The 21,462-nt window shown below is 63.5% G+C and carries 23 protein-coding genes; 11 read left to right on the forward strand and 12 right to left on the reverse strand.

The window, feature by feature from the left end; translation table 11 throughout:
- Positions 1 to 18 precede the first annotated feature (18 nt).
- A complete protein-coding gene (locus tag JQ628_RS32905; RefSeq protein ID WP_212230364.1) occupies positions 19 to 840 on the reverse strand; it encodes an ABC transporter ATP-binding protein in 822 nt (273 codons plus the stop codon).
- Positions 837 to 1,607, reverse strand: a complete 771-nt coding sequence (locus JQ628_RS32910) for an ABC transporter permease (RefSeq protein ID WP_212230366.1) — start codon at positions 1,605 to 1,607, stop codon at positions 837 to 839. The genes JQ628_RS32905 and JQ628_RS32910 overlap by 4 nt, the downstream gene beginning before the upstream one ends.
- Positions 1,608 to 1,716: 109 nt before the next feature.
- Between JQ628_RS32910 and JQ628_RS32915 the strand changes: the two genes are divergently transcribed.
- The 3 genes from JQ628_RS32915 to JQ628_RS32925 are packed head-to-tail and all read left to right on the forward strand — an operon-like array spanning position 1,717 to position 5,193.
- Positions 1,717 to 2,844 carry a mandelate racemase/muconate lactonizing enzyme family protein gene (locus JQ628_RS32915; protein ID WP_212230368.1) on the forward strand — a complete coding sequence of 376 codons (1,128 nt, stop codon included), beginning with the start codon at positions 1,717 to 1,719 and terminating at the stop codon, positions 2,842 to 2,844.
- Position 2,845: 1 nt separating this feature from the next.
- Positions 2,846 to 4,441 carry a GMC family oxidoreductase gene (locus JQ628_RS32920; RefSeq protein WP_212230370.1) on the forward strand — a complete coding sequence of 532 codons (1,596 nt, stop codon included), beginning with the start codon at positions 2,846 to 2,848 and terminating at the stop codon, positions 4,439 to 4,441.
- A 29-nt stretch (positions 4,442 to 4,470) separates the two neighbouring features.
- A complete protein-coding gene (locus JQ628_RS32925; RefSeq protein ID WP_212230372.1) occupies positions 4,471 to 5,193 on the forward strand; it encodes a GntR family transcriptional regulator in 723 nt (240 codons plus the stop codon).
- Between the two features lie 29 nt (positions 5,194 to 5,222).
- Here JQ628_RS32925 and JQ628_RS32930 read toward each other — a convergent pair whose 3' ends face one another.
- The 3 genes from JQ628_RS32930 to JQ628_RS32940 form a co-directional block, all read right to left on the reverse strand.
- Positions 5,223 to 6,200 (reverse strand): NADPH:quinone oxidoreductase family protein, encoded by a 978-nt coding sequence (locus JQ628_RS32930; protein ID WP_212230374.1) that lies wholly within the window; start codon positions 6,198 to 6,200, stop codon positions 5,223 to 5,225.
- Positions 6,201 to 6,268: 68 nt separating this feature from the next.
- Positions 6,269 to 7,825, reverse strand: coding sequence for an acyl-CoA synthetase (locus tag JQ628_RS32935; RefSeq protein WP_212230376.1), 1,557 nt, complete (start codon positions 7,823 to 7,825; stop codon positions 6,269 to 6,271).
- Positions 7,822 to 8,517 (reverse strand): TetR/AcrR family transcriptional regulator, encoded by a 696-nt coding sequence (locus JQ628_RS32940; protein WP_212230378.1) that lies wholly within the window; start codon positions 8,515 to 8,517, stop codon positions 7,822 to 7,824. Before JQ628_RS32940 ends, JQ628_RS32935 begins: the two co-directional genes overlap by 4 nt.
- Positions 8,518 to 8,616: 99 nt before the next feature.
- Here JQ628_RS32940 and JQ628_RS32945 point away from each other — a divergent pair, with 99 nt between their 5' ends.
- The 5 genes from JQ628_RS32945 to JQ628_RS32965 are packed head-to-tail and all read left to right on the forward strand — an operon-like array spanning position 8,617 to position 12,659.
- Complete coding sequence (locus JQ628_RS32945) at positions 8,617 to 9,801, forward strand: lipid-transfer protein (RefSeq protein WP_212230380.1); 1,185 nt, start codon at positions 8,617 to 8,619, stop codon at positions 9,799 to 9,801.
- Between the two features lie 10 nt (positions 9,802 to 9,811).
- Positions 9,812 to 10,267: a MaoC family dehydratase N-terminal domain-containing protein gene (locus JQ628_RS32950; protein WP_212230382.1), complete on the forward strand. Its 456-nt coding sequence runs from the start codon at positions 9,812 to 9,814 to the stop codon at positions 10,265 to 10,267.
- Positions 10,264 to 10,662, forward strand: coding sequence for a MaoC family dehydratase (locus JQ628_RS32955; protein WP_212230390.1), 399 nt, complete (start codon positions 10,264 to 10,266; stop codon positions 10,660 to 10,662). The genes JQ628_RS32950 and JQ628_RS32955 overlap by 4 nt, the downstream gene beginning before the upstream one ends.
- A gap of 9 nt (positions 10,663 to 10,671) precedes the next feature.
- On the forward strand, positions 10,672 to 11,499 hold the full coding sequence (locus tag JQ628_RS32960; protein ID WP_212230392.1) for an SDR family NAD(P)-dependent oxidoreductase: 828 nt from the start codon (positions 10,672 to 10,674) through the stop codon (positions 11,497 to 11,499).
- A 14-nt stretch (positions 11,500 to 11,513) separates the two neighbouring features.
- Complete coding sequence (locus JQ628_RS32965; protein ID WP_212230395.1) at positions 11,514 to 12,659, forward strand: acyl-CoA dehydrogenase family protein; 1,146 nt, start codon at positions 11,514 to 11,516, stop codon at positions 12,657 to 12,659.
- Positions 12,660 to 12,881: 222 nt separating this feature from the next.
- Here the strand turns inward: JQ628_RS32965 and JQ628_RS32970 are convergent, their stop codons facing one another.
- Both JQ628_RS32970 and JQ628_RS32975 read right to left on the reverse strand, forming a co-directional pair.
- Positions 12,882 to 13,358, reverse strand: coding sequence for a hypothetical protein (locus tag JQ628_RS32970; RefSeq protein WP_212230397.1), 477 nt, complete (start codon positions 13,356 to 13,358; stop codon positions 12,882 to 12,884).
- A gap of 85 nt (positions 13,359 to 13,443) precedes the next feature.
- The gene (locus JQ628_RS32975; RefSeq protein ID WP_212230399.1) at positions 13,444 to 14,589 is read right to left on the reverse strand and encodes a bis-aminopropyl spermidine synthase family protein; all 1,146 of its coding nucleotides are present in this window, start codon (positions 14,587 to 14,589) and stop codon (positions 13,444 to 13,446) included.
- A gap of 104 nt (positions 14,590 to 14,693) precedes the next feature.
- On the opposite strand from JQ628_RS32975, the gene JQ628_RS32980 reads away from it, so the two are divergent.
- Positions 14,694 to 15,044 carry an S-adenosylmethionine decarboxylase family protein gene (locus JQ628_RS32980; RefSeq protein WP_249128713.1) on the forward strand — a complete coding sequence of 117 codons (351 nt, stop codon included), beginning with the start codon at positions 14,694 to 14,696 and terminating at the stop codon, positions 15,042 to 15,044.
- Here JQ628_RS32980 and JQ628_RS32985 read toward each other — a convergent pair.
- Both JQ628_RS32985 and JQ628_RS32990 read right to left on the reverse strand, forming a co-directional pair.
- Complete coding sequence (locus tag JQ628_RS32985; RefSeq protein WP_212230403.1) at positions 15,041 to 15,520, reverse strand: GNAT family N-acetyltransferase; 480 nt, start codon at positions 15,518 to 15,520, stop codon at positions 15,041 to 15,043. The two genes, JQ628_RS32980 and JQ628_RS32985, sit on opposite strands and share 4 nt — an antisense overlap.
- Positions 15,520 to 16,137 carry a class I SAM-dependent methyltransferase gene (locus JQ628_RS32990; protein WP_212230405.1) on the reverse strand — a complete coding sequence of 206 codons (618 nt, stop codon included), beginning with the start codon at positions 16,135 to 16,137 and terminating at the stop codon, positions 15,520 to 15,522. The genes JQ628_RS32985 and JQ628_RS32990 overlap by 1 nt, the downstream gene beginning before the upstream one ends.
- A 160-nt stretch (positions 16,138 to 16,297) precedes the next feature.
- Between JQ628_RS32990 and JQ628_RS32995 the strand changes: the two genes are divergently transcribed.
- Positions 16,298 to 17,734: an NAD-dependent succinate-semialdehyde dehydrogenase gene (locus JQ628_RS32995; protein WP_212230407.1), complete on the forward strand. Its 1,437-nt coding sequence runs from the start codon at positions 16,298 to 16,300 to the stop codon at positions 17,732 to 17,734.
- 277 nt (positions 17,735 to 18,011) lie between these two features.
- Entirely contained in the window at positions 18,012 to 18,314 is a 303-nt protein-coding gene (locus tag JQ628_RS33000) for an HU family DNA-binding protein (RefSeq protein ID WP_212230409.1), read from the forward strand.
- 154 nt (positions 18,315 to 18,468) lie between these two features.
- Here JQ628_RS33000 and JQ628_RS33005 read toward each other — a convergent pair whose 3' ends face one another.
- Genes JQ628_RS33005 through JQ628_RS33015 form a run of 3 tightly spaced genes read right to left on the reverse strand, consistent with a single transcriptional unit; the run spans position 18,469 to position 21,360 of the window.
- Complete coding sequence (locus JQ628_RS33005; RefSeq protein ID WP_212230411.1) at positions 18,469 to 19,248, reverse strand: SDR family oxidoreductase; 780 nt, start codon at positions 19,246 to 19,248, stop codon at positions 18,469 to 18,471.
- A gap of 30 nt (positions 19,249 to 19,278) precedes the next feature.
- The gene (locus tag JQ628_RS33010; protein ID WP_212230413.1) at positions 19,279 to 20,061 is read right to left on the reverse strand and encodes an alpha/beta fold hydrolase; all 783 of its coding nucleotides are present in this window, start codon (positions 20,059 to 20,061) and stop codon (positions 19,279 to 19,281) included.
- A 3-nt stretch (positions 20,062 to 20,064) separates the two neighbouring features.
- The gene (locus JQ628_RS33015; protein ID WP_212230420.1) at positions 20,065 to 21,360 is read right to left on the reverse strand and encodes an O-acetylhomoserine aminocarboxypropyltransferase; all 1,296 of its coding nucleotides are present in this window, start codon (positions 21,358 to 21,360) and stop codon (positions 20,065 to 20,067) included.
- Between the last annotated feature and the right edge of the window lie 102 nt (positions 21,361 to 21,462).

Here is a 21,462-nt window from a genome sequence, read left to right on the forward strand (position 1 = left end):
TCCTCCGTTGTCTTATCGTTATTCTGAAAATGAGGCAGGGCGCATCTGCGCCTGCTGCGCGCGGTATTCGTTCATCACGAGATCGCGGATGTGGCTGCGGAGCTCGGCGAATTCGGGGCGCTCCTGGATCGATTCGTCGCGCGGATAGGCGAAGGGGACCTCGATGATCTCCTTGATCCGGGCCGGACGCGCCGTCACCACCACGATGCGGGAAGCGAGGTAGATCGCTTCCTCCACCGAATGGGTAATCAGCATCACGGTCTTGCCTTCGGTCGCGAGCACCTTGAGCAACAAGTTCTGCATGTTGGCGCGGGTCTGCGCATCGAGCGCGCCGAACGGCTCGTCCATCAGCAGGAACTGCGGCTTGACGGCGTAGGCGCGTGCGATCGCGAGCCGCTGTCGCATGCCGCCCGAAAGATGCTTGGGATAGGCGTTGGCGAAATCCGACAGGCCCATCAGTTCGAGATAATGGTCGCAGATTGCTTCGCGCTCGGAGGCCGCGACGCGATTGGCCTTGAGATTCAGGCCGAACGCGATGTTCTGCTTGACGGTCAGCCAGGGAAACACGCCGTATTCCTGGAAGATGACGCCGCGTTCGGGGCCGGGGCCCTTCACGGGCGCCCCGTCGAACAGCACGCTGCCGGTGGTCGGCTTCTGGAAGCCGGCCAGCATGCTCATCATCGTGGTCTTGCCGCAGCCGGACGGGCCGATCACCGCGATGAAATCGCCGTCTGATATCTCGTAGCTGACGTCCTCGACGACGTTGAGCTTGCCCTTCGGCGTATCGAAGGTCAGCGACACATGATCGAACTTCGCGCGCTTGGCGCTTACCTTGTTCATGCCACCGCCCGTTCCTGCCACACGAGGAGGCGGGCGCTGATCTTGCGCAGGATCAGGTCCATGATGAGCGCGATGCAGCCGATGCAGATGATGCCGACATAGATGACGTCGAGCAGGAAATAGGTCGAGGCGTTCTGGATCATCGCGCCCAGCCCGCGTTGTGCGGCGATCAGCTCGGAGGCGACCAGCGTCGCCCAGGCAACCCCGAGCGCCACGCGCAGCGCCGTCAGGATGTGCGGCACTGTGAGCGGGATGATCACTTTGCGAAAAATCTCGAACTCGCTGGCGCCGAGCGTCTTCGATACGCGAATGTAGAGCGGCGTGATCTGCGAGACACCCTCATACATCACGATCACGCCCGAGAAGAACGAGGCGTAGAACAGAATGACGAGCTTGGCCACTTCATCGACGCCAAAATAAACGATGACGAGTGGGATCAGCGCGATCGGCGGCAGCGCACGAAAGAAGTTGATCATGGGATCGGCGAGGGTGCGCGCGGGCCTGTACCAGCCGAGCAGGAAGCCGACGGGAACGGCGGCGGTGATGCCGAGGATGACTCCGAAGAACACGCGCCGGGTCGAAGCGTAGATATCGAGCAGCAAATTCTCGCGCAGCAACAGCTCGACGAATTTTGACGCCACCTGATGCGGCGCCGGGATCAGGGATTCATTGACGAAGCCGCTCCAGCGCACGGCATACCAAAGCAGGACCGCGCCGACCCACGGCGCGAGCCCCAGCAAAAAGCGTCTCGCGACACTCCCGTTCATTTCGATGCGTCCGGCTGCGATAGCAGTTGATACTGGGCAGGTCATATTATAAATAGGATGACCATACAAGAGGCGGCAATGTCGCGCTGCTTTCGTCGGATTTTCCAAGATGACATCGCCGGCTTTCACAGTCCGCAGCGTCCAGGCCTACTGCTATCGCTATCCGCTGGAGACGCCCGTCGTTACCTCGTTCGGCAAGATGCTGAACCGGCCGGCGGTGTTCGTCCGGGTCGAGGACACCGACGGCATGGTCGGCTGGGGCGAGGCCTGGTCGAATTTTCCGTCGACCGGTGCGGAGCATCGGGCCCGGCTGGTCAATGAAATACTGGCGCCGGCGATAACTGGGCTTTCGGCGAGCGAGCCCACAGAGATATTTGACAGACTGACGCAAGGCACTTCGGTGCTGGCGCTGCAATCCGGCGAGCCCGGACCGTTCGCGCAGGCAATCGCCGGAATTGATCTGGCCGTGTGGGATCTCGCGGCGCGGCGCCGCAAGACCGCGTTGTGGAAATTGCTCGGCGGTGCGGGCAGCACGATCAGGGTCTATGCCAGCGGGATCAACCCGACCGGTTCGCGGCAGATGGCGGACGCGGCGCTGGGCAGGGGGCATCGCGCGCTGAAGCTGAAGATTGGTTTTGATCCCGCCACCGATCGCGCCAATCTGGCTGCGCTGCGCGACGCGGTCGGCAACGGAATGCTGGCGGCCGACGTCAACCAGGGCTGGTCGGTGGAGCAGGCGGAAGAGATGGCGCCGCAGCTTGCCGGATTCAATCTGGCCTGGTTGGAGGAACCGATCCGTGCCGACCGCCCGTGGCAGGAATGGCAACGCCTGCGCAAGAGCGCCGGTGTGCCGCTGGCGGCGGGCGAGAATATCGCCAGCCACGCGGGTTTCGCGCAGGCGCTGGACGACGACGTGCTGCGGATTGTCCAACCCGATATCGCCAAATGGGGCGGGCTGACCGCGTGCCGGGGCATTGCGCGCGACATCATGAAATCGGGCAAGACGTTTTGTCCGCATTATCTCGGCGGCGGCATCGGTCTGCTCGCATCGGCGCATCTGCTTGCAGCCGTTGGAGGCAAAGGCTTGCTCGAGGTGGACTCCAACGACAATCCCTTGCGCGACCGGTTTTGCGGTCCGGTTGCCAGCGTGAGTGACGGCACCATCACCTTGAGCGATGACCCCGGCCTCGGAATCGAACCGGACCTCGCCTCGATCGAACAATATCGGACAGCCTGAGATGACCGCGCAGGGATTTGACTACATCATCGTCGGCGCAGGTTCGGCTGGCTGCGTGGTGGCCAACCGCCTGTCGGCCGATCCGTCCTGCCGGGTGCTGCTATTGGAAGCCGGCGGATCGGATCGCAATTTCTGGCTCAAGCTTCCGGTCGGCTACTACCGCACGATCTACAATGAGCGCTTCTCGCGCCTGTTCAGGACAGAGCCGAGTGAAGGCACCGGCGGGCGCTCGATCGTCTGGCCGCGCGGCCGGGTGCTGGGCGGCTCGTCCTCGATCAACGGCCTGATTTTCATCCGCGGCCAGCACGAGGATTTCGACGACTGGGATCGGCTCGGCGCATCGGGGTGGAGCTACCGCGAACTTCTGCCGTATTTTCGGCGTTACGAACGCTATCGCGGCGGCGACAGCCAGTATCACGGCGGGGTCGGCGAGTTCGAAGTGTCCGATCTGCGCAACGACAATTCCGCGTCCGCCGCGTGGGTCGAAGCCGGCGTCGAATATGGCCTGCCGCGCAATCCTGACTTCAACGGCGAAACGACGTTCGGGGTCGGCACCTATCAACTCGGCATCGGCCGTCACTGGCGCACCAGCTCGGCATCCGCGTTTCTGCGGCCCGTCGCGGATCGCCCGAACCTGACCATCATCACCGGCGCGCAGGTGAGCAAGGTGACGTTTGCGGGCCGCACCGCGACCGGGGTGGAATGGATCGCAAACGGCAAGACGCACAGCGCCACGGCGGATCGTGAAGTCATTCTGTCCGCCGGCGCACTACAGTCGCCGCAAATCCTACAGCTCTCGGGCATCGGTCCGCCCGATCTGCTGCGAGGCTTGCGCATACCCGTGATCGCAGAGGCGCCGGAAGTCGGGGGCAATCTCCAGGATCACTATCAGGCGCGGCTGATCGTCCGACTGAAAGAGAGAATCTCGCTGAATGACCAGGTCCGCAATCCCGTCGAGCTTGCGAGGATGGGTTTGCAATGGATGTTCGCCGGCAGCGGACCGTTGACGGTGGGAGCCGGGCAAGTCGGTGGCGCAGCGTGCACGGAATACGCGGTCGGCGGACGGCCGGATGTGCAGTTCAACGTGATGCCGCTGTCGGTCGACAAGCCCGGCGATCCCCTGCACAGCTATTCCGGCTTCACGGCTTCGGTCTGGCAATGCCACGGCAAATCGCGCGGCAGGCTGGCGATCCAGTCCACCGATCCATTCGAGCAGCCCCGCATCGAGCCGAACTATTTTGCCGAGGAGATCGATCGCAAGACGATCGTTGCCGGGTTGAAGATCCTTCGCGATATCTACCACCAGAAATCGTTCCGCGATCTCTGGGATATCGAGATGGTGCCCGGCGAGGCCGTGGCTAGCGATGCCGGCCTGTGGGATTTCGCGCGCAACACCGGCGGCACCGTATTTCATTGCGTCGGCACCTGCCGGATGGGCAGCGACGAGCATTCGGTGCTTGATCCGCAATTGCGCGTTCGCGGGGTTGAAAGGTTGCGCGTGATCGATGCTTCGGTGATGCCGCAGGTCACGTCGGCCAACACCAACGCCACCAGCCTGATGATCGGCGAACGCGGCGCCGCCCTTGTGATGTCATAACCGCATCTTCTTAAGCCGGAGAGCGTGAGATGGATCTGATTTCCGATAGTCACGTCCCGAAATACGCGCAGATCGCCGACATTTTTCGGCAACGCATCGCGCGCGGCATCTGGCGGCAAGGTCTGCGTCTGCCGGCGAACGAAGAACTCGCCGCCGAGTTCGGCGTCTCCCGCGTCACCATCCGGCAGGCGGTCGATCTGCTCACACGCGACGGCGTGATCGAGGCGCAGCAGGGCCGCGGCACCTTCGTCACCGGCACGCTCAAGCAGGACCGCTGGCTCAAGGTGGAAACGACGCTGTCCGACCTTGCAGAAATGTATCGCGACACGTCGCCCGAAATCATCAATATTTCCGAGAGCCGCACCGAGGCGCCGCTGTTTCCCGAGGACGGCAAGCCGGCGCCGAAATACGTCTTCATGCGCCGCCTCCATTCCCGCGAGAAGCAGCCCTATTGCGTAATCTCGATCTATCTCGATGAGCGGATCTTTCGGCGCTTCCCCAAGCGCTTTCGCAACGAGACCGTGATACCGATCCTGAACGATCTGCGCGATCCCGCGATCGCCAGCGCGCGGCAGACGCTGACAATCGGCACCGCCGATCTCGAAGCCGCCCGTCTGCTCCAGATTCCGCTGAACTCGCCGGTGGCCGAGGTGCGGCGCGTGTTCACGGCGGCCGATCGGACCGTGATCTATCTCGGTGAGGTCACCTACCGCGGCGACTTCGTGCGCATCGACATGGATTTGCGGCCCTGATCGCGTCAAAAGCCCGGCGAACAGACTGCTCAACCGATTCTGATGACCATTTTCCCGAGCGCGGCGCGCGTTTGCATCGTCCGGAACGCTTCGCGGAAATCGGTGAACGGAAAAACCTGGCCGACGACCGGAACCAGCTTCTTCTCGCGCAGCCAAGCGAAGAGCTGGGCCGTGACGCGTTTCTCCGCGTCCGGCTCTCGACGGCCGATCTGGGCGACGTCGACGCCGGTCAGCACGCCGCCTTTCAGCAGCGGCAGATTGAACGGCAGCGCCGGGATTTTTCCGGCCGCAAAGCCGACCACGAGATGACGGCCGTTCCAGGCGATCGAGCGAAATGCCTGTAGGGAGACATCACCGCCGACGGGATCGAAGATCACGTCCACGCCATGGCCGTTCGTGAGGTCCTTGAGCGCTTCGCGCCAGTTGTCTTGCGTGTAGTCGACAACAGAATCGGCGCCGTGATCGGTGGCAAACTTGCGCTTCTGCTCCGTAGAGCCGGCAGCGATCACGCGCGCGCCCAGGAGCTTGCCGACCTGAACCGCGGCAATGCCCGTCCCGCCGGCGGCGCCGAGGACCAGCAGAATTTCTTCCGATCGCAGCGATGCCCGCTCGCTCAGTGCATAGAGCGCGGTGAGATAGTTGGCGCGGAAGGCCGCGCCGACCTCCGGCGCGATGCCGTCCGGCATTGCTGTGACCGCGGCGGCCGGCACCGCGATGTATTCGGCCAGGGCGCCCGACCGCGTCATGCCCATCACGGGCGTGCCACGCGTCAGGCCGGAAACGTCGCCGGCGACCTCGTCGACGATGCCGGCGAATTCCGTTCCTGGCGTGAAGGGCAGGGGATCCTTGGTCTGATACAGGCCCTGAACTTTCAGGCCGTCGACGAAGCCGATGCTGGCCGCCCGGATCTTGACGCGCACCTGTCCGGCGGAAACATCCGGCAACGCGACGTCTTTCAGTCCGACATTGTCGATGGAATCATATTTTTCGACGACGACGGCTTTCATCCACGCGGCTCCAAACGATGCAGATCGCGCGATCTATCCCGATGCTGCCAGTCGTGGCAAGCCGAGGATCAGCTCACCCGCCGCTGCTGGTTTTCCCAGAACGGCTTGCGTAGCTCGCGCTTCAATATCTTGCCGGCACCCGACAACGGCAGCGGCGTGGCTGAGATGTCGACACTTCGCGGGCACTTGTAGCCGGCGATCAACGTCTTGCAGAATTCCATCAATTCTTCGGGCGTCGCGGTTGCGCCGCTCTTGGGAACGACGACGGCGTGAACCTGCTCGCCCCAGCGCTCGCTGGGAATGCCGATCACGGCGCACTGCGCCACCGCCGGATGCTGCGCCAGCGCGTTCTCGACTTCTGCGGAATAGACATTCTCGCCGCCGGAGATGATCATGTCCTTGACGCGATCGACCACATAGACGAACCCGTCCTCGTCCATGTAGCCGCCGTCGCCGGTATGCATCCAGCCGTCGATGACGGCTTTTGCCGTCTCTTCCGGCCGTTCCCAATAGCCCATCATCACGACATCGCCGCGCACCGCGATCTCGCCGACGGTGCCTGATGGAACGACCTTGTCGTCGGCGTCCACGATCTTGACCTCGCAGCCGAGGGTGGCGCGGCCCGCGCCGCGATGCCGGCCCTTGGCGCGGCCGTCGCCGATATGCTCCTTCCAGTGCAGGATCGTTGCGATCGGCGACAATTCCGTCATGCCGTAGGCCTGCGTGAACTGCACCTTCGGCAAGGCCTTCATGGCGCGCGTGAGCACGGCATCGCTGATGACGGAGGCGCCATAGGCGATACCCGTCAGCGAGGACAGGTCGTAGTCGCCGAGCTTCGGGTGATCGACGAACATCTGGATCATGGTCGGCACCAGCAGCACGTCGGTGACGCGGTCTTTCTGGATCGCCGCCGCGACCCCGTCGGGCGTAAAGCCCTGGATAACGACGTTGGAGCCGCCGCTCAACAACACGGAATACATCGCCGCACCGTTGGCGAGGTGGAACATCGGTGCGGCGTGCAGATAGACGGTACTGCTCGGCCACATGCCTTCGCCGAGCGCATTCAGCGCATTCATCATCAGATTGCCGTGGCTGAGCATGACGCCCTTGGAGCGTCCGGTGGTGCCGCCGGTGTAGAAGATGCCTGCCAGATCGCCGCTCTCGCGCATCGCGTCCGGCATCGGCGCGCTGCGCTCGATCAGCGCTTCGTAGTTCTCCATACCCGCCGGCGTCTCGCCGTCGTCGGCATAGACCAATTTCAGGCCGGGGATGGCCTTTGCGAGCGCGCTGCCTACCGGCGCAAACGCCTTGTCGACGAACAGGAGATTGGCGCGGCAATCTCGCATGGCGTCCTCGTTCTCGAGCGGGCTCCAGCGGATGTTGAGCGGCACGATCACGGTGCCGGCCCAGCCGGCGGCGAGATAAAGCTCGAGATAGCGGTCGGAGTTGAGCGACAGCACCGCGACGCGATCGCCTGGCTGCGGGCCGAGGCTGCGGATGCCAGCCGCCAGCCGCGCCACGCGCTCGCCGACCTCGCGCCAGTTTTTCCGCCTGTCACCACAGACGATGGCAAGGCCGTTCGGATTGATCTGTAGCGCGCGCCGCAGGCCATGGGTGATGTTCATCGCGTTCCTCCACGCATCTTCTTTGCCTTCACCGGCGGTTTCTCCGCCTTCTTTCGTGTTGTTTTCGCTGCGATGCCTTCGGTCAGGTGTATCGCGAATTCTTCCGCGATTGTCTCGGGCGGCAATTTGCCGCCGGGCTGGAACCAGTGGCCGATCCAGTTCAGCGAGCCCGCGATCGCAAACGCGGACAGTTTTGCGTCGCATGGCTTGATCGAGCCGTCCGCGATGCCTTCCCTGATGTAGCTGCGAAAGGCGCGGTCGATCTTCCGCTTGGCGAGTTGCACGATCCTGCGGTTGTGCTCGGTCAGGTCGCGCATGTCGAAGCGCACGAGGCTCTTGCCGTAGTCTGTTGTCATGACCTCGGCATAGCCGACGATCAGCTTGCGCAATTTCGCAAGCCCGCTGCCGCCGCCGGCAGCGATTTCGTTGAGGCAGTCGTCGACGCGTTCCTGGCCGATTGCCCAGCACTCGTACAGGATCTCGTCCTTGCCGCTGAAGTAATTATACAGCGCGGGCTTTGTGATGTTCAGCCGTTCCGCGACATCGTTGAGCGTGGTGCGGTGATAACCCTGTTCGAGGAATAGCTGCACCGCCATGCGCAACACCGCCTCGCGCTTTTCATCACGGGCGCGCCGCCGGCTTTCGAACGGCATCCAGGGCGACTGGCTGGCGGGGGAGGGCGATCCGTCCATTTCAATCCCGTGTGAGGCGCATTGACTCTCCGAAAGCGCGGCCCGTATATTACCCGCGGGTAATAAATAGTCCAGCGGGTAAATTTAGGGAGGACAGTAATGACGTCTCGCGCCTGTGTTGCCGGTGTCGGCATGATCCCGTTCGTCAAGCCCGGCGCCAATGAGCCGTATCATGTGATGGGCGCGGAGGCGGCCAGACTCGCGCTCGCGGATGCCGGCCTCGATTACGGCAAGGTGCAGCAGGCCTATGTCGGCTATGTCTACGGCGATTCCACCTGCGGGCAACGCGCGCTCTATCCGGTGGGGATGACCGGCATCCCGATCGTCAACGTCAACAACAATTGCTCGACCGGATCGACCGCGCTGTTCCTGGCGCGGCAGGCGATCGAGTCGGGCGCGGCCGATTGCGTGATGGCGCTCGGTTTTGAGCAGATGAAGCCCGGCGCGCTGGGCGCCGTGTTCACCGATCGGCCCAGCGCGTTCGACGATTTCGACGCGGCGGCCGACAAGCTGGTCGATGCGCCGGGTATACCGCTGGCGCTGCGCTATTTCGGCGGCGCCGGCCTCAGCCATATGAAGAAATACGGCACGCCGCTGTCTGCCTTCGCCAAGGTGCGCGCCAAGGCGAGCCGGCACGCCAAGAACAATCCGCTGGCGCTTTTCCGCAAGGAAGTCACCGCCGACGATGTGATGAACGACCAAGTGATCTGGCCGGGCGTGATGACGCGATTGATGGCCTGTCCGCCGACCTGCGGCGGCGCGGCAGCGATCCTGGTGTCGGAGAAGTTCGCGGACCAGCACGGGCTGCGCAAAGACGTTCGCATCCGTGCGCAGGCGATGACGACCGACACCGCTTCCACGTTCGGCGCGGGCGACATGATGCAGGTGGTCGGCTTCGACATGGCGCGCGATGCGGCGAACAAGGTGTATGAGGCCGCCGGCCTCGGCCCTGATGATCTCGACGTGGTCGAGCTGCACGACTGCTTTGCCCACAACGAGCTGATCACCTATGAGGGCCTCGGCCTCTGCAAGGAAGGCGAGGCGGCGCGCTTCATCGACGACGGCGACAACACCTACGGCGGGAAGATCGTGACCAATCCCTCCGGCGGGTTGCTGTCAAAAGGCCATCCGCTCGGCGCTACGGGACTCGCGCAATGCTATGAGCTGACGCGGCAGCTCCGCGGCACGGCGCAGGCGACGCAGGTCGAGGGCGCGCGGATCGGCTTGCAGCACAATCTCGGGCTCGGCGGCGCCTGCGTCGTGACGCTCTACGAGCGCGCCTGAGATTTTCGTGATGGTCGATCAATCCGCTGTCGGGCGCAGCTTCACGCCTGTCACCGCGCGCGTCGAACCCGGGCGTTTGCGCTTTTTCCTCGATACGCTCGGCGAGGAAAATCCGGTCTATCGCGACGCGGACACTGCACGCAAAGCCGGCTATGCCGCAACGCCGGTGCCGCCGACTTATCTGTTTTGCCTCGAGATGATGGACGCAACCGAGCCGTTCGAGTTCCTGACGGCGCTCGACATCGATCTCGCGCGCGTGCTGCATGGCGAGCAGCGCTTCGACTACCACGCCCCCGTGGTGGTCGGCGACACCCTGACATTCCGGCCGAAGGTCACCAGCGTCACCGAGAAGAAGGGCGGCGCCATGACGCTGATCGTAGTCGAGACAGGGGTCACCAACCAGAATGGCGTTCACGTGGCGGATGTCTCGCGCACCGTCGTGGTGCGCAATGCGAGGCCGTCATGACGCTGTTCGTTGGCGAGCGCATCGTCCACAAGACGTTTCCGCCGATCACCCGGCACCGGCTCGCGCTCTATTGCGGCGCGTCCGGCGATCACAACCCGATCCATGTCGATCTGGATTTTGCGAAGCAGGCGGGTTTCCCCGACGTGTTCTCGCACGGCATGCTGGTCATGGCCTATCTCGGCCAGGCGTTGACCGACGTGGTGCCGCCGTCGCGCATCCGCTCGTTCTCGACCCGCTTTGCTGCGATCACGCAACTCGGCGCCACGCTGACCTGCGAAGGAACGGTCGCCGAGCTGCTCGAGCACAATGGCGAGAAGCGGGCGCGTATCGCGCTCACCACCAAAGATCAAACCGGCGAGGTCAAGCTCGCGGGCGAAGCTGTTGTCGCGCTCTAAGAGGATCGTATGTCGAAATTGAAGGGAAAAGTTGCGCTCATCACCGGCTCCGGCCGCGGTATCGGCCGCGCGATTGCGTTGAAGCTGGCGAGCGAGGGCGCCAAACTCGTGGTCAACGATCTCGATGCGGCGCCCGGCGATGCCGTGGCGGCCGAGATCAAGGCGGCGGGCGGTGAGGCGGTCGCGGTCAATGGCAGCGTGTCGGAAGCAGGCTTTGCCGATCGTTTTATCGGCGCCGGCATGAGCGAGTTCGGCGGGCTCGACATCATCGTCAACAATGCCGGCTATACTTGGGACTCGACCATCCAGAAAATGACCGACGAACAGTTCCAGGCGATGCTGGACGTCCATCTCGTCGCGCCGTTCCGCATTCTCCGCGCTGCTGCCGAGCCGATCCGCGTGCTGGCGAAGAAGGAAGCGGAAGCCGGCCGCGAGGTGTTCCGCAAGGTCGTGAACATCTCCTCCATCGCCGGCCTCTACGGCAATGCCGGGCAGGCCAGCTATTCCTCTGCAAAAGCGTCGCTGGTCGGGCTGACCCGCACGCTCTGCAAGGAATGGGGACGCTACAAGGTCAACGTCAATTGCGTCGCGTTCGGCCTGATCAACACCCGCCTGACCCAGCCGATCGAGACCCAGCAGAAGACCATCGACGTCGCCGGCCGCGACATCAAGGTCGGCGTGCAGCCGCAGATGCTGGAGGCGATGGGCCGGATGATCCCGCTCGGCCGCGGCGGCACGCCGGAGGAGGCGGCGGACGCAGTTTATCTGTTCTGTAGCCCGGAATCGAACTACATCAGTGGTCAGGTGATCGTCGCCGGCGGCGGTCTCATCATCTGACCGCGGGGGTTTTCATGAGTTACCGATCTTCCTGGATGACCGAGGAACTGGACACGTTCCGTGACCAGTTCCGCAAATTCCTGGCCAAGGATTTGGCGCCGCACGCCGAGAAATGGCGCGAGCAGAAGATGGTCGACCGTTCGGCCTGGCGCGGCCTCGGCGAGATGGGCGCGCTGCTGGCGAGCGTGCCCGAGGAATATGGTGGGCTCGGCGCCACCTTCGCATATGACGCCGCCGTGCTGGAGGACATCGAGAGCGTGGTGCCGGAAGTCACCACCGGCGTATCCGTGCACAGCGCCATCGTCGCGCATTACATCCTCAATTACGGCTCGGAAGAGCAGAAGAAACGCTGGCTGCCGAAAATGGCTTCGGGGGAAATGGTCGGCGCCATCGCGATGACCGAGCCCGGCACCGGCTCCGACCTGCAAAGCGTCAAGACGTCGGCGAAGAAGCAGGGCAATTCCTACGTCATCAACGGCCAGAAGACGTTTATCACCAACGGCCAGGCCGCCGACCTCGTCGTCGTGGTGGCGCGCACCGGCGGGCCGGGCGCCAAGGGCCTGTCGCTGATCGTGGTGGAGACCGCGGGCGCAGACGGTTATCGGCGCGGGCGCAACCTCGACAAGATCGGCCTGCATGCTTCCGATACGTCAGAGCTGTTCTTCGACAATGTGACGGTGCCGCCGGAAAACCTGCTCGGTAACGAGGAAGGGCAAGGCTTCGTCCAGTTGATGCAGCAATTGCCGCAGGAGCGCCTTTCGCTCGCGATCGGCGCGGTTGCCTCGATGGAGCGCGCGGTGAAGCTGACGGCCGAGTACACCAAGGAGCGCACCGCCTTCGGAAAGCCGCTGATCGAATTCCAGAACACCGCCTTCAAGCTCGCCGAGCGCAAGACCGAAGCGATGATCGCACGCGTGTTCGTCGACTGGTGCGTCGAGCGGCTGGTCGCCGGCGATCTCGACACTGTCACCGCCTCGATGGCGAAATATTGGTGCTCGGAGAAGCAGGTCGAGACCGCGGACGAATGCCTGCAACTCCACGGCGGCTACGGCTACATGCAGGAATATCCGATCTCGCGGATGTTCATCGACTCCCGCATCCAGAAGATCTACGGCGGCACCAACGAGATCATGAAGGTGCTGATCGCGCGATCGCTGTGATGCCGGCTCGATCTAGCGTGGCCTATCGGTCTTCTTGCCTAGGACGAGGGTCCAGCCCTTGTCCTTGCGAACCAGCTCGGCCTCTTGATCGTAGGACGTCTTGCCGTTAATCCAAGCCTTCATGCTGATGCGTGTGTCGTCGCTCCAGGCCGTGACTTCCCAGTTTTCATACTGCTTGGCCTTGTACTTGTATTCCTGCTTGGGAGGATCCGTTTCCAGCGATCAGATGGCGATGTCGTACTTCCGCTCCTCTGCGTCGTTCTGATCGATCGAGATCAGGTATTTCGCGTTCGGCGACAGCACCGGAATTTCCGACACGGCAATTTCGCCGCCTGTGCGCCGGCTGACGAACAGATATTGGCCGCCCTCGTAAAGTGCCCGCTGGATCAGATATGATTGTGCTGGTGGATAGTACCCTGCCATCCTGAAGACGATACACTTATCGACGTTGACGTTTTCGCCATCGCATGAGGCGCGGTTACCGACATACTTCTTCGACTTCCCACCATCCAGTTTGATGGTGAGTGTATCGCTATTGCGCGTGAACATTCCCTTCAGCTTGGTCGCGCAGGCGGGTTCCTCCATGTTGTCCTTGACGCCACATACGATCGGCGCTTGTGGCCCGCCGGTTTGTCCAAAGCACGGGCCCGTTAACAGCGGCATGCTCGATAGAAGGATCAACGCGAGATATCTCGGCATGCCCGGTACTCTGCAGCCTGCAGGAAAAGGGAGATCATCACTATAGTGACGGGAGTAAGGATTGCCCAGCGGTGATGTGGGCGGGTTAGCCATGATTCCTGACGCGTTGGAAATGGTGATTGCCACAAGCCGGGCAACCCGCGGCCTTCAACGCCTCGATCGTTGAGGGGATTCCATCCGTGCCGAGACTCCAGCGCCGCTTGCACTCGGTGCAGGCATAGAGCCGGACGCGCGGGTTGACCTCCGCGGTGTAGAGCGGGCCTTGCCACTTTTCGGCAGGCGCGGTTCTTCCCGTCGCGACCAGTTCGTGCAACTCGCTGGTCGATCCCAAAATCGAGGCGCCGGCATAGGCATTGAAGGCGGGATAGAGCGCCGTGGTGGCGACGCCGAGGGATGTCAGCGCCTGCTGTAGCTTCAGGCGATCGGGCGGGGAGGTGTGGCCGAACGACAGCATGCCGTAGCCGCGGCCGTGATCGAGCGCCTCGACGCCGCGGCGCACGAACAGCGAGGCGCCGGCGATGGTGTAGGGCGGGTCGGTCTCAAAAGTGTCGAAGGCGTTCTGAAGTTCCGCCGGCAGCGGATCGCGCAGGTCGTGCGGCACTAGTTCGATGGCGAAGCCGACCGCCTCTGCCGCCTGCCTGAGAAAGGCGACGCGCTCGGGGTCGAGCTCGAACACGGTCAGACGGCGGGGCAGCTCCTTGCCGGCCAGCATGTGGCCGAACAATCCGATGGCCAGCGAAACGGAATCGTCGTCGCCGAAAATCGCGATACGCCGGCCTTCCAGCGCGCCGGAGCGATAGAGCAATGCCGCCCGCCGCACCGAGGTCTCGGCCGCGCAGGGCGCCTGATCCAGCGTGACGTCGACGCGCGGGGCGGCGGCGAGGTGCGTCTCCAGCGCGCGCACGACCGGCTCGAGTTCATCCGGCAGCCGCGCCTTCGGCGTCAGCGGCACGTCGATGGCGAGCAGCGCGCCGAAGCCGAGTTTTTCGCGGACCCATTGTTCGCCGCTCTCGGTGAAGGCGAGGCCGTGCTGGCGCATCAGCACGCCGCGCTTTTCCAGTTCGCGGCGCACGGCGGTCGCGACCGGCAGCGGCAGGCGGGCTTCGCGAGCGGCGTCGGCCAGGCGGCCGGATTCGTTGCGGTGGACGGCGCGCAATAGCGCTTCGACGCCAGCAGTCCCTTCGCGGAGCGAAGTCGCCTCTGCCACCTCCTGAAGGATTTTGTCGTTCAAGCGCCGATATTCCCTGTTTGCCGAGCGGCCGCGGATTGCACGCTTTACCTGCGCGTACTAAGCCGGATCATACAGGACGACAAGCGAAAGACCCAAAGATGCTGATGACACAGGTTCTCGCCGATGCCTATCGCTGCGAGGCTGCTATCGAGGACGCGGACGCGCTGATGGCGGCGGCCATTGCGGGGGCGGCCGCGGTGGGGGCGACGGTCGTCGGCGAGAGCACCGTGCGCTATGTCCCGCACGGCCTGACGATTGCCGTGTTCCTCGCCGAATCCCACATCGTGCTGACGACCTGGCCCGAGCACCGGCTGCTGCTGATCGATACGCTGCTCTGCAATCCCGAGATGGACCCGGACGTTGCGATCGACGAGATCGTGCGGCGCCTGTGTCCTGCCGGCGAGGTGGTGCGCCAGCGCATCCCGCGGCGGATTGCGGATGGGCCGAACGGCTAGCTGTTGTCTTTCAGATCGATCGCCTTCTCATAAAATATCTGCGTCGGAATAAATCCGATCCGGGCCAGCACCGCCTTCATCGGCTCGTTGGTGGCGCGGGTGCGGAATACCACGCGGTCGAGTTTTTCCTGGCGGCAATAGTCGAACACGGCTTGGGCCAGCTTGTCGGCCGTGCCGCTGCCGCGCTGCGACGGATGTACAAAGATGCTGTGGAAGTCCGCGTAACTTTCCTTGGTGATAAAATTCTGCCGCTTGCTGACATAGGCCCAGCCGACCGGGCCGGTGCCGTCGTCGGCAACAAAGGTCGCGGCGTTGCGGTCGTCGATCAGCTTGCCGACTTTCTTCTTGTAGAAGGCCAGATCAGTGATCGGATCGTCCGGAAAGGAGATCGCGGCGATGTCGCGCTCGAAGGTCGCGACGGTTTCGATGTCCTCTTCCCTGAGGGGACGCAGGCGGGCTTGCGGTCTTTCGGTCATTACTCGCTCGTTCTGGTAGCCGTCAAAAATACTTCGTAACGCACGGTCTTGCCAGTGAACTGATGCGACGGTTTTGGAGATTCCAGCAGCGGCGGGGCTCGCAGCGGCCATTTCAGCACCACGCGTTCCCGTGCCGAGGCCAGTGCCACCCGCATCAGTTCATCCGCGTCTTCGTCCGCGCCGACGATGCTGCTCAACAAACGCATTTCCTGCTTCACCAGCGCCGTGTTCCGCCGCGGCGGGTGCATGGGATCGATGATCACGACATCGGGCCGAAGTTCCGGCAGGCGTTCCCTCGCATCGCCATGGATCAATGTCATGCGCGCGACGACGTCGGCGAGTTCGGGCGATTCAGCGCTCGCGCGCGCCAGTGCGTCCGCCAGCAGCGCATGGACCTCCGCGGAACGCTCCAGCATCACGACCTTGGCGCCGACCGAGGCCAGCAGGAAGGAGTCGCGCCCCAGGCCGGCGGTGGCATCGACAATGCCGGGAATGCGGTCCTTCTTGAACCCGGCCGCCCTCACCAAAGGATGGCCGCGACCCTGGCCTTGCCGGAAGCGGTAGCCGACGGCGCCGCCTGCAAAATCAAGCCGCAACTGGCCGGTCTGTTGGCTCATGGACCGCGGTACAGCAAAAAAGCCGCCCGGGGTCAAACGGGTAGTGCGCGGCATAAAGCGCCCCTCGCCACTGGCCTCCGCGTGGCCGGCAGTCTACAAAGGCGCCCAATCGTCCCACCACCCATCCAACGCATCAATCAACAACACAGGGAGAAGTCCGTTGGCCTATTCCAACACGCAATTGTTTATCGGCGGCAAGTGGCGGCCGGCCCAGTCGGGCAAGGTGCTCGAAGTGCTCAACCCCGCCACCGAAGAGGTAATCGGCACCGTTGCCCATGCCGGCCAGGCCGACCTCGACGAGGCGCTGGCTGCGGCCGCTGCCGGCTTCAAGGCCTGGCGCGCCATCGCTCCCTTCGAGCGCTGCAGGATCATGCGCAAGGCCGCCGCGATCATGCGCGAGCGCAACGAGGAAATCGCGCCGCTGCTGACCCTGGAGCAGGGCAAGACGCTGGCCGAAGCCAAGATCGAGGCGATGCTGGCCGGTGACGTGATCGAATGGTTCGCGGAAGAGGCCAAGCGGTCCTATGGCCGCATCATCCCGGCGCGCGGTCCCGGCATCTATCAGCTCGCGATCAAGGAGCCGGTCGGTCCTGTCGCGGCCTTCACGCCGTGGAATTTCCCGATCAACCAAGTCGTGCGCAAGCTGTCTGCAGCGCTCGCCGCCGGCTGCTCGATCATCGTCAAGGCGCCGGAAGAGACGCCGGCTTCGCCCGCGCAGTTGATCCGTGCCTTCGCTGACGCCGGCGTGCCCGATGGCGTGGTCAATCTCGTCTACGGCATTCCGGCAGAAATTTCGGAATACCTGATCCCGCATCCGGTTATCCGAAAGATCTCCTTCACCGGCTCGACCAATGTCGGCAAGCAGCTCAATGCGCTGGCGGGCCTGCACATGAAGCGCGCCACCATGGAGCTTGGCGGCCATGCGCCGGCCATGGTGTTCAAGGACGCCGATGTGGCTACCGCGGCAAAGGTTCTGGTGGCGGCAAAATATCGCAATGCCGGCCAGGTCTGTATTTCGCCGACCCGCATGCTGGTGCAGGACGATGTGTTCAAGGAATTCGTCGACAAGTTCGTCGAGGGCGCCAAGGCGATCAAGGTCGGCAACGGCATGGATGCCGACTCCACCATGGGCTCGCTGGCCAATCCGCGCCGCGTCACGGCGATCGAAGGCATGGTGCAGGATGCCGTCAGCAAGGGCGCCAGGCTCGAGACCGGCGGCCACCGCTTCGGCAACAAGGGCTACTTCTTCGAGCCGACCGTGGTCAGCGATGTCCCGAAGACTGCGCGCGCCATGAACGAGGAGCCGTTCGGCCCGCTCGCGCTGATCTCGCGCTTCTCCAGCCTCGACGAGGTGGTCGAGGAGGCCAACCGGCTGCCCTTTGGCCTTGCGTCCTACGCCTTCACCAGTTCGACCAAAACCGCGACCGCGATCGGCGCGCAGGTCGAGGCCGGCATGATGTCGATCAACGCCTTTGGGCTGGCGCTGCCCGAGGTGCCGTTCGGCGGCATGAAGGATTCCGGCTACGGCTCGGAGGGCGGCACGGAGGCCATGGAGGCCTACTTCAACACCAAGTTCATCTCGCAGACCGGGGTCTGATCGGCCCGTCAGTGGCGAGGAATCGACGGAAAGGCTGCGCCCGGAATCGCCGGGCGCGGCTTTTTTATAGGGCTTTTTCGAACGAATCAGTTTACTGGCAATTGCTCTAACAAGCTGCGGAACAGGCGGCAGTGCGAGAATCCGCAGGAAAATAAGGCATTTCTCGCACTGCGATGACGATTTTTTACGAAGATAGCTGTGCAGAATGTTGAAAAAGCCTGTTTTTCTAGGCATTTTCAGCCATATCGTGCGGCTTCCAGAATCAAATGGAGCAATCATGGCCACCCAACTGTCTAAGTCGCAGCTGATCGAAAAGATCGCGACCACCACCGAACTCTCCAAGCGTGACGTCAAGAACGTCATGGATTCGCTGGTGGATGTCGGTCACAAGGAACTCAAGAAGAACGGCCTCTTCCTCGTGCCCGGCTTCGCGAAGTTCGTCGTGATCAAGAAGCCGGCGACCAAGGCGCGCAAGGGCACCAACCCCTTCACGGGCGAAGAGATGATGTTCAAGGCCAAGCCGGCCCGGAAGATCGTCCGGGCCCGTCCCGTCAAGGCTGCCAAGGACGCAGTCGCCTGAAAAGGCTAAAAGAAAAGGCCTCCGGTGACGGAGGCCTTTTTGCTTCGGGGCCCTGAGGCTGCTCCAGCAGGCTTTTTGTTGGGGCATGATCTCCGCGCAAACGCTACGCGTTTGTCGCGAGGGAAAACCGGTGCCCACTTTTCCGGATCATGCCCTAAACCACCGGCGAACGGCCGCCATCGACATTGATGGCGGTGCCGGTGATGTAGGAGCCCTGATCCGACGCCAGGAAGCAGGCGAGGTTGGCGAACTCCTCGGCGGTGCCCATCCGCCCCATCGGAACGGCCTTGGCGAGGTCGCGCGTGAAGGCGTCGAAATCGCTATCCGGCGCGGTCTTCGCGTGCCGCTTCACCCATTGATCGCTGACGATCAGGCCGACCAGCATCGCATTGACGAGGATGTTGTGCGCGGCGCCTTCGTTCGCCATCGCTTTGGTGAGCGCCATGCCGGCCGCGCGCGAGACCGAGGTGGGCGTGGAGGAAGCCGCCGGCGCCTTGGCGCCGATGTTGAGCACGTTGATGATGCGCCCCCATTTGCGCTGCTTCATGCCCGGCCAGACCAGCCGCGAAAGGCGGATCGCCGCGAACAGTTTCAGGTCGAGGTCTTCCTGCCAGATCTCGTCGGTCACCGTCTCGAACGGCATCGCGCGCGAGGTACCGGCGTTGTTGACGAGGATGTCGACCCTGCCGTGATCTTTCACGATCCTGTCGTAGGTTGCGGAAATCTCTGGCGCTTTCGACACGTCGCAAACGTAATCGTGAACCTGAAGGCCGTCCTTCGCGAGCGCCTCACGTGCCGCCTTGAGGTCTGCTGCGCCGCGCGCGAGGATCGCGACCCTGGCGCCGGATTCAGCAAAGCGACGCGCCACCGCGATGCCGATGCCCTTGCTGCCGCCGGTGACGACGGCCACGCGATCCTTCATCGTGATCTGCATGTTGTTGTCCTTTGTTGAGATCAGATCGAATTAGGTCTTCAAGGCCTCAAGCAATTCGTCCGGCCGCTCCGCCATCATCATGTGCCCGGCGCCGGGCAGGACGACGGTTCGCGCGTTCGGCACGGCGGCAGCCAGCGCCTTGCCGGCTTTGGCCGGCGTCATCATGTCGCGCTCGCCGAGGATGACGGTCGTGGGCACCGCAACGCTGGCCGCTGCCGCAAGCGCGTTCTGATAGTTGTTGCAGGCCGAGAGGTCGTTGAACAGCACGCCGGGCCGACACTTCTCCAGCACGCGTTGCGCGCCGCTGTGCATCCAAAGTCCGGGCGCCAGGCTGCCGCCGAGCTCGGCCTTGAAGCCGAGGCCCCAGATCGAGACCATGTCGATGGCGGCGGGATCGTTGGCTTCGGCGGCCTTCAGCAGGTCCGGACCGACCGTCATGGTGGCGGCGGTGCCGATCAGGCTGAGGCCGGATACCTTGGCAGGATGCCGCACGACCGTCTCCAGCGCGATCAGCGAGCCCATGGAATGACCTATGAGTTTTCCCTTCGGGGCCTTGGCGGCATCGAGCAGGGCCGCGGTCCAGTCGGCCATGTCTGATATCGTCGGCAGCGGCTTGCCGTCGGAGCGGCCATGGCCGGGCAGGTCCGGCGCCAGCACCGAAAAGCCGTGATGGGCAAACCAGCGGCTGTGCAGCGCCCAGGTGGAGTGATCGAAACCCGCGCCGTGGAGCATCACGACAGCAGGCAAGGACGGATCGAACGGACGGCCGCCGGTGGCTACAAACGTATCGACGCCGTTGACAGAAAGCTGCATGGCTCAAACCCTCTGAGAGGCGCGCAGCGCCTGGCCGAGATCGTCGATGATGTCCTGCGCCGTTTCGATGCCGACCGACAGCCGCACCAGCTCCTCGCCGACGCCGGCGGCCTTGAGCTGCGCGGCGTCCATCTGCTGATGTGTGGTGCTGGCGGGATGGATCACCAGGGTCTTGGCGTCGCCGACATTGGCGAGATGGCTGATCATCCGCAGTGACTCGATGAACTTCTTGCCGGCGGGACGCCCGCCCTTGATGCCGAAACTGACGATCGAGCCGGCGCCGCGCGGCAACAGTTTTTTGGCCAGTTGGTGATCCGGATGATCTTCCAGCGCCGGATGCAGCACCCATTCGACGCCCTTGTTGCCCTTCAGGAATTCTAGCACGGCCAGCGTGTTCGCCATGTGGCGGTCCATCCGTACGCCGAGCGTCTCCACGCCCTGTAGCAGATGGAAGGCGTTGGTCGGCGACAGGCAGGCGCCGAAATCGCGCAGGCCTTCGGTGCGGGCGCGCATGATGAAGGCCGCCTTTCCGAACTGCTCGTCGAAGACGATGCCGTGATAGCCGGCATAGGGCTCGGTCAGAACAGGGAATTTGCCCGAAGCATGCCAGTCGAAGCCGCCGCCATCGATCAGGACGCCGCCGATGGCGATGCCGTGGCCGCCGATCCACTTTGTCGCCGAGTGCATCACGAGGTCGGCGCCGAGGTCGATCGGCTTGCTCAGATAGGGCGTGGCAAAGGTGTTGTCGATCAGCAGCGGGATTTTTGCGTCATGCGCGATCTGCGCGACCGCAGGAATGTCCAATACCTCGAGGCCCGGATTGCCGATAGTCTCGGCGATGACCAGCCGCGTGTTGGGGCGGATGGCGGCGCGGAATTCGTCCAGTGCGCGCGGCTTGACGAAGGTGGTCGTGATGCCGAAGCGCGGCAGCGTGTGCGCGAGAAGATTGATCGTGCCGCCATAGAGTGAGGCGGAGGCGACGATGTGATCGCCGGCATTCATCAGCGTCGCGATGCCCAGATGCAACGCGGCCATGCCGCTGGCGGTGCAGACCGCGCCGACGCCGTTTTCCAGCGCCGAGAGCCGCTCCTCCAGCACCGCCGTCGTCGGATTGGAGATGCGTGTATAAATGTGCCCCGCACGCTCCAGGTTGAACAGCGCCGCGGCGTGATCGGAATCCTGAAACACATAGGAGGTGGTCTGGTAAATCGGGACGGCGCGCGAGCCCGTCACGGGATCGGGATGCTGGCCCGCATGCAGGCTCAGGGTCTCGAAGGCAGGCGGTTTTGGTGCGGGCATGTTGGTCTCGCAGGTGCGGCGGGGCAGGGCGTTTTGCCACAGATTGTGACGCAGCGTTAGCCTGCACGGTCGCGCAGATTTGCAAAATTTTGTCCTGTAAAA

The sequence above is a fragment of the Bradyrhizobium lablabi genome (assembly GCF_018129385.1).
Lineage (GTDB): Bacteria > Pseudomonadota > Alphaproteobacteria > Rhizobiales > Xanthobacteraceae > Bradyrhizobium > Bradyrhizobium lablabi_C.

What these genes read in the sequence shown, in the direction of transcription:
- JQ628_RS32905 (WP_212230364.1), bottom strand. Translation starts at nt 840, where the DNA reads ATGAACAAGGTAAGCGCCAAGCGCGCGAAGTTCGATCATGTGTCGCTG.
- JQ628_RS32910 (WP_212230366.1), bottom strand. Translation starts at nt 1,607, where the DNA reads ATGAACGGGAGTGTCGCGAGACGCTTTTTGCTGGGGCTCGCGCCGTGG.
- JQ628_RS32915 (WP_212230368.1), top strand. Translation starts at nt 1,717, where the DNA reads ATGACATCGCCGGCTTTCACAGTCCGCAGCGTCCAGGCCTACTGCTAT.
- JQ628_RS32920 (WP_212230370.1), top strand. Translation starts at nt 2,846, where the DNA reads ATGACCGCGCAGGGATTTGACTACATCATCGTCGGCGCAGGTTCGGCT.
- JQ628_RS32925 (WP_212230372.1), top strand. Translation starts at nt 4,471, where the DNA reads ATGGATCTGATTTCCGATAGTCACGTCCCGAAATACGCGCAGATCGCC.
- JQ628_RS32930 (WP_212230374.1), bottom strand. Translation starts at nt 6,200, where the DNA reads ATGAAAGCCGTCGTCGTCGAAAAATATGATTCCATCGACAATGTCGGA.
- JQ628_RS32935 (WP_212230376.1), bottom strand. Translation starts at nt 7,825, where the DNA reads ATGAACATCACCCATGGCCTGCGGCGCGCGCTACAGATCAATCCGAAC.
- JQ628_RS32940 (WP_212230378.1), bottom strand. Translation starts at nt 8,517, where the DNA reads ATGGACGGATCGCCCTCCCCCGCCAGCCAGTCGCCCTGGATGCCGTTC.
- JQ628_RS32945 (WP_212230380.1), top strand. Translation starts at nt 8,617, where the DNA reads ATGACGTCTCGCGCCTGTGTTGCCGGTGTCGGCATGATCCCGTTCGTC.
- JQ628_RS32950 (WP_212230382.1), top strand. Translation starts at nt 9,812, where the DNA reads ATGGTCGATCAATCCGCTGTCGGGCGCAGCTTCACGCCTGTCACCGCG.
- JQ628_RS32955 (WP_212230390.1), top strand. Translation starts at nt 10,264, where the DNA reads ATGACGCTGTTCGTTGGCGAGCGCATCGTCCACAAGACGTTTCCGCCG.
- JQ628_RS32960 (WP_212230392.1), top strand. Translation starts at nt 10,672, where the DNA reads ATGTCGAAATTGAAGGGAAAAGTTGCGCTCATCACCGGCTCCGGCCGC.
- JQ628_RS32965 (WP_212230395.1), top strand. Translation starts at nt 11,514, where the DNA reads ATGAGTTACCGATCTTCCTGGATGACCGAGGAACTGGACACGTTCCGT.
- JQ628_RS32970 (WP_212230397.1), bottom strand. Translation starts at nt 13,358, where the DNA reads ATGCCGAGATATCTCGCGTTGATCCTTCTATCGAGCATGCCGCTGTTA.
- JQ628_RS32980 (WP_249128713.1), top strand. Translation starts at nt 14,694, where the DNA reads ATGACACAGGTTCTCGCCGATGCCTATCGCTGCGAGGCTGCTATCGAG.
- JQ628_RS32985 (WP_212230403.1), bottom strand. Translation starts at nt 15,520, where the DNA reads ATGACCGAAAGACCGCAAGCCCGCCTGCGTCCCCTCAGGGAAGAGGAC.
- JQ628_RS32990 (WP_212230405.1), bottom strand. Translation starts at nt 16,137, where the DNA reads ATGAGCCAACAGACCGGCCAGTTGCGGCTTGATTTTGCAGGCGGCGCC.
- JQ628_RS33000 (WP_212230409.1), top strand. Translation starts at nt 18,012, where the DNA reads ATGGCCACCCAACTGTCTAAGTCGCAGCTGATCGAAAAGATCGCGACC.
- JQ628_RS33005 (WP_212230411.1), bottom strand. Translation starts at nt 19,248, where the DNA reads ATGCAGATCACGATGAAGGATCGCGTGGCCGTCGTCACCGGCGGCAGC.
- JQ628_RS33010 (WP_212230413.1), bottom strand. Translation starts at nt 20,061, where the DNA reads ATGCAGCTTTCTGTCAACGGCGTCGATACGTTTGTAGCCACCGGCGGC.
- JQ628_RS33015 (WP_212230420.1), bottom strand. Translation starts at nt 21,360, where the DNA reads ATGCCCGCACCAAAACCGCCTGCCTTCGAGACCCTGAGCCTGCATGCG.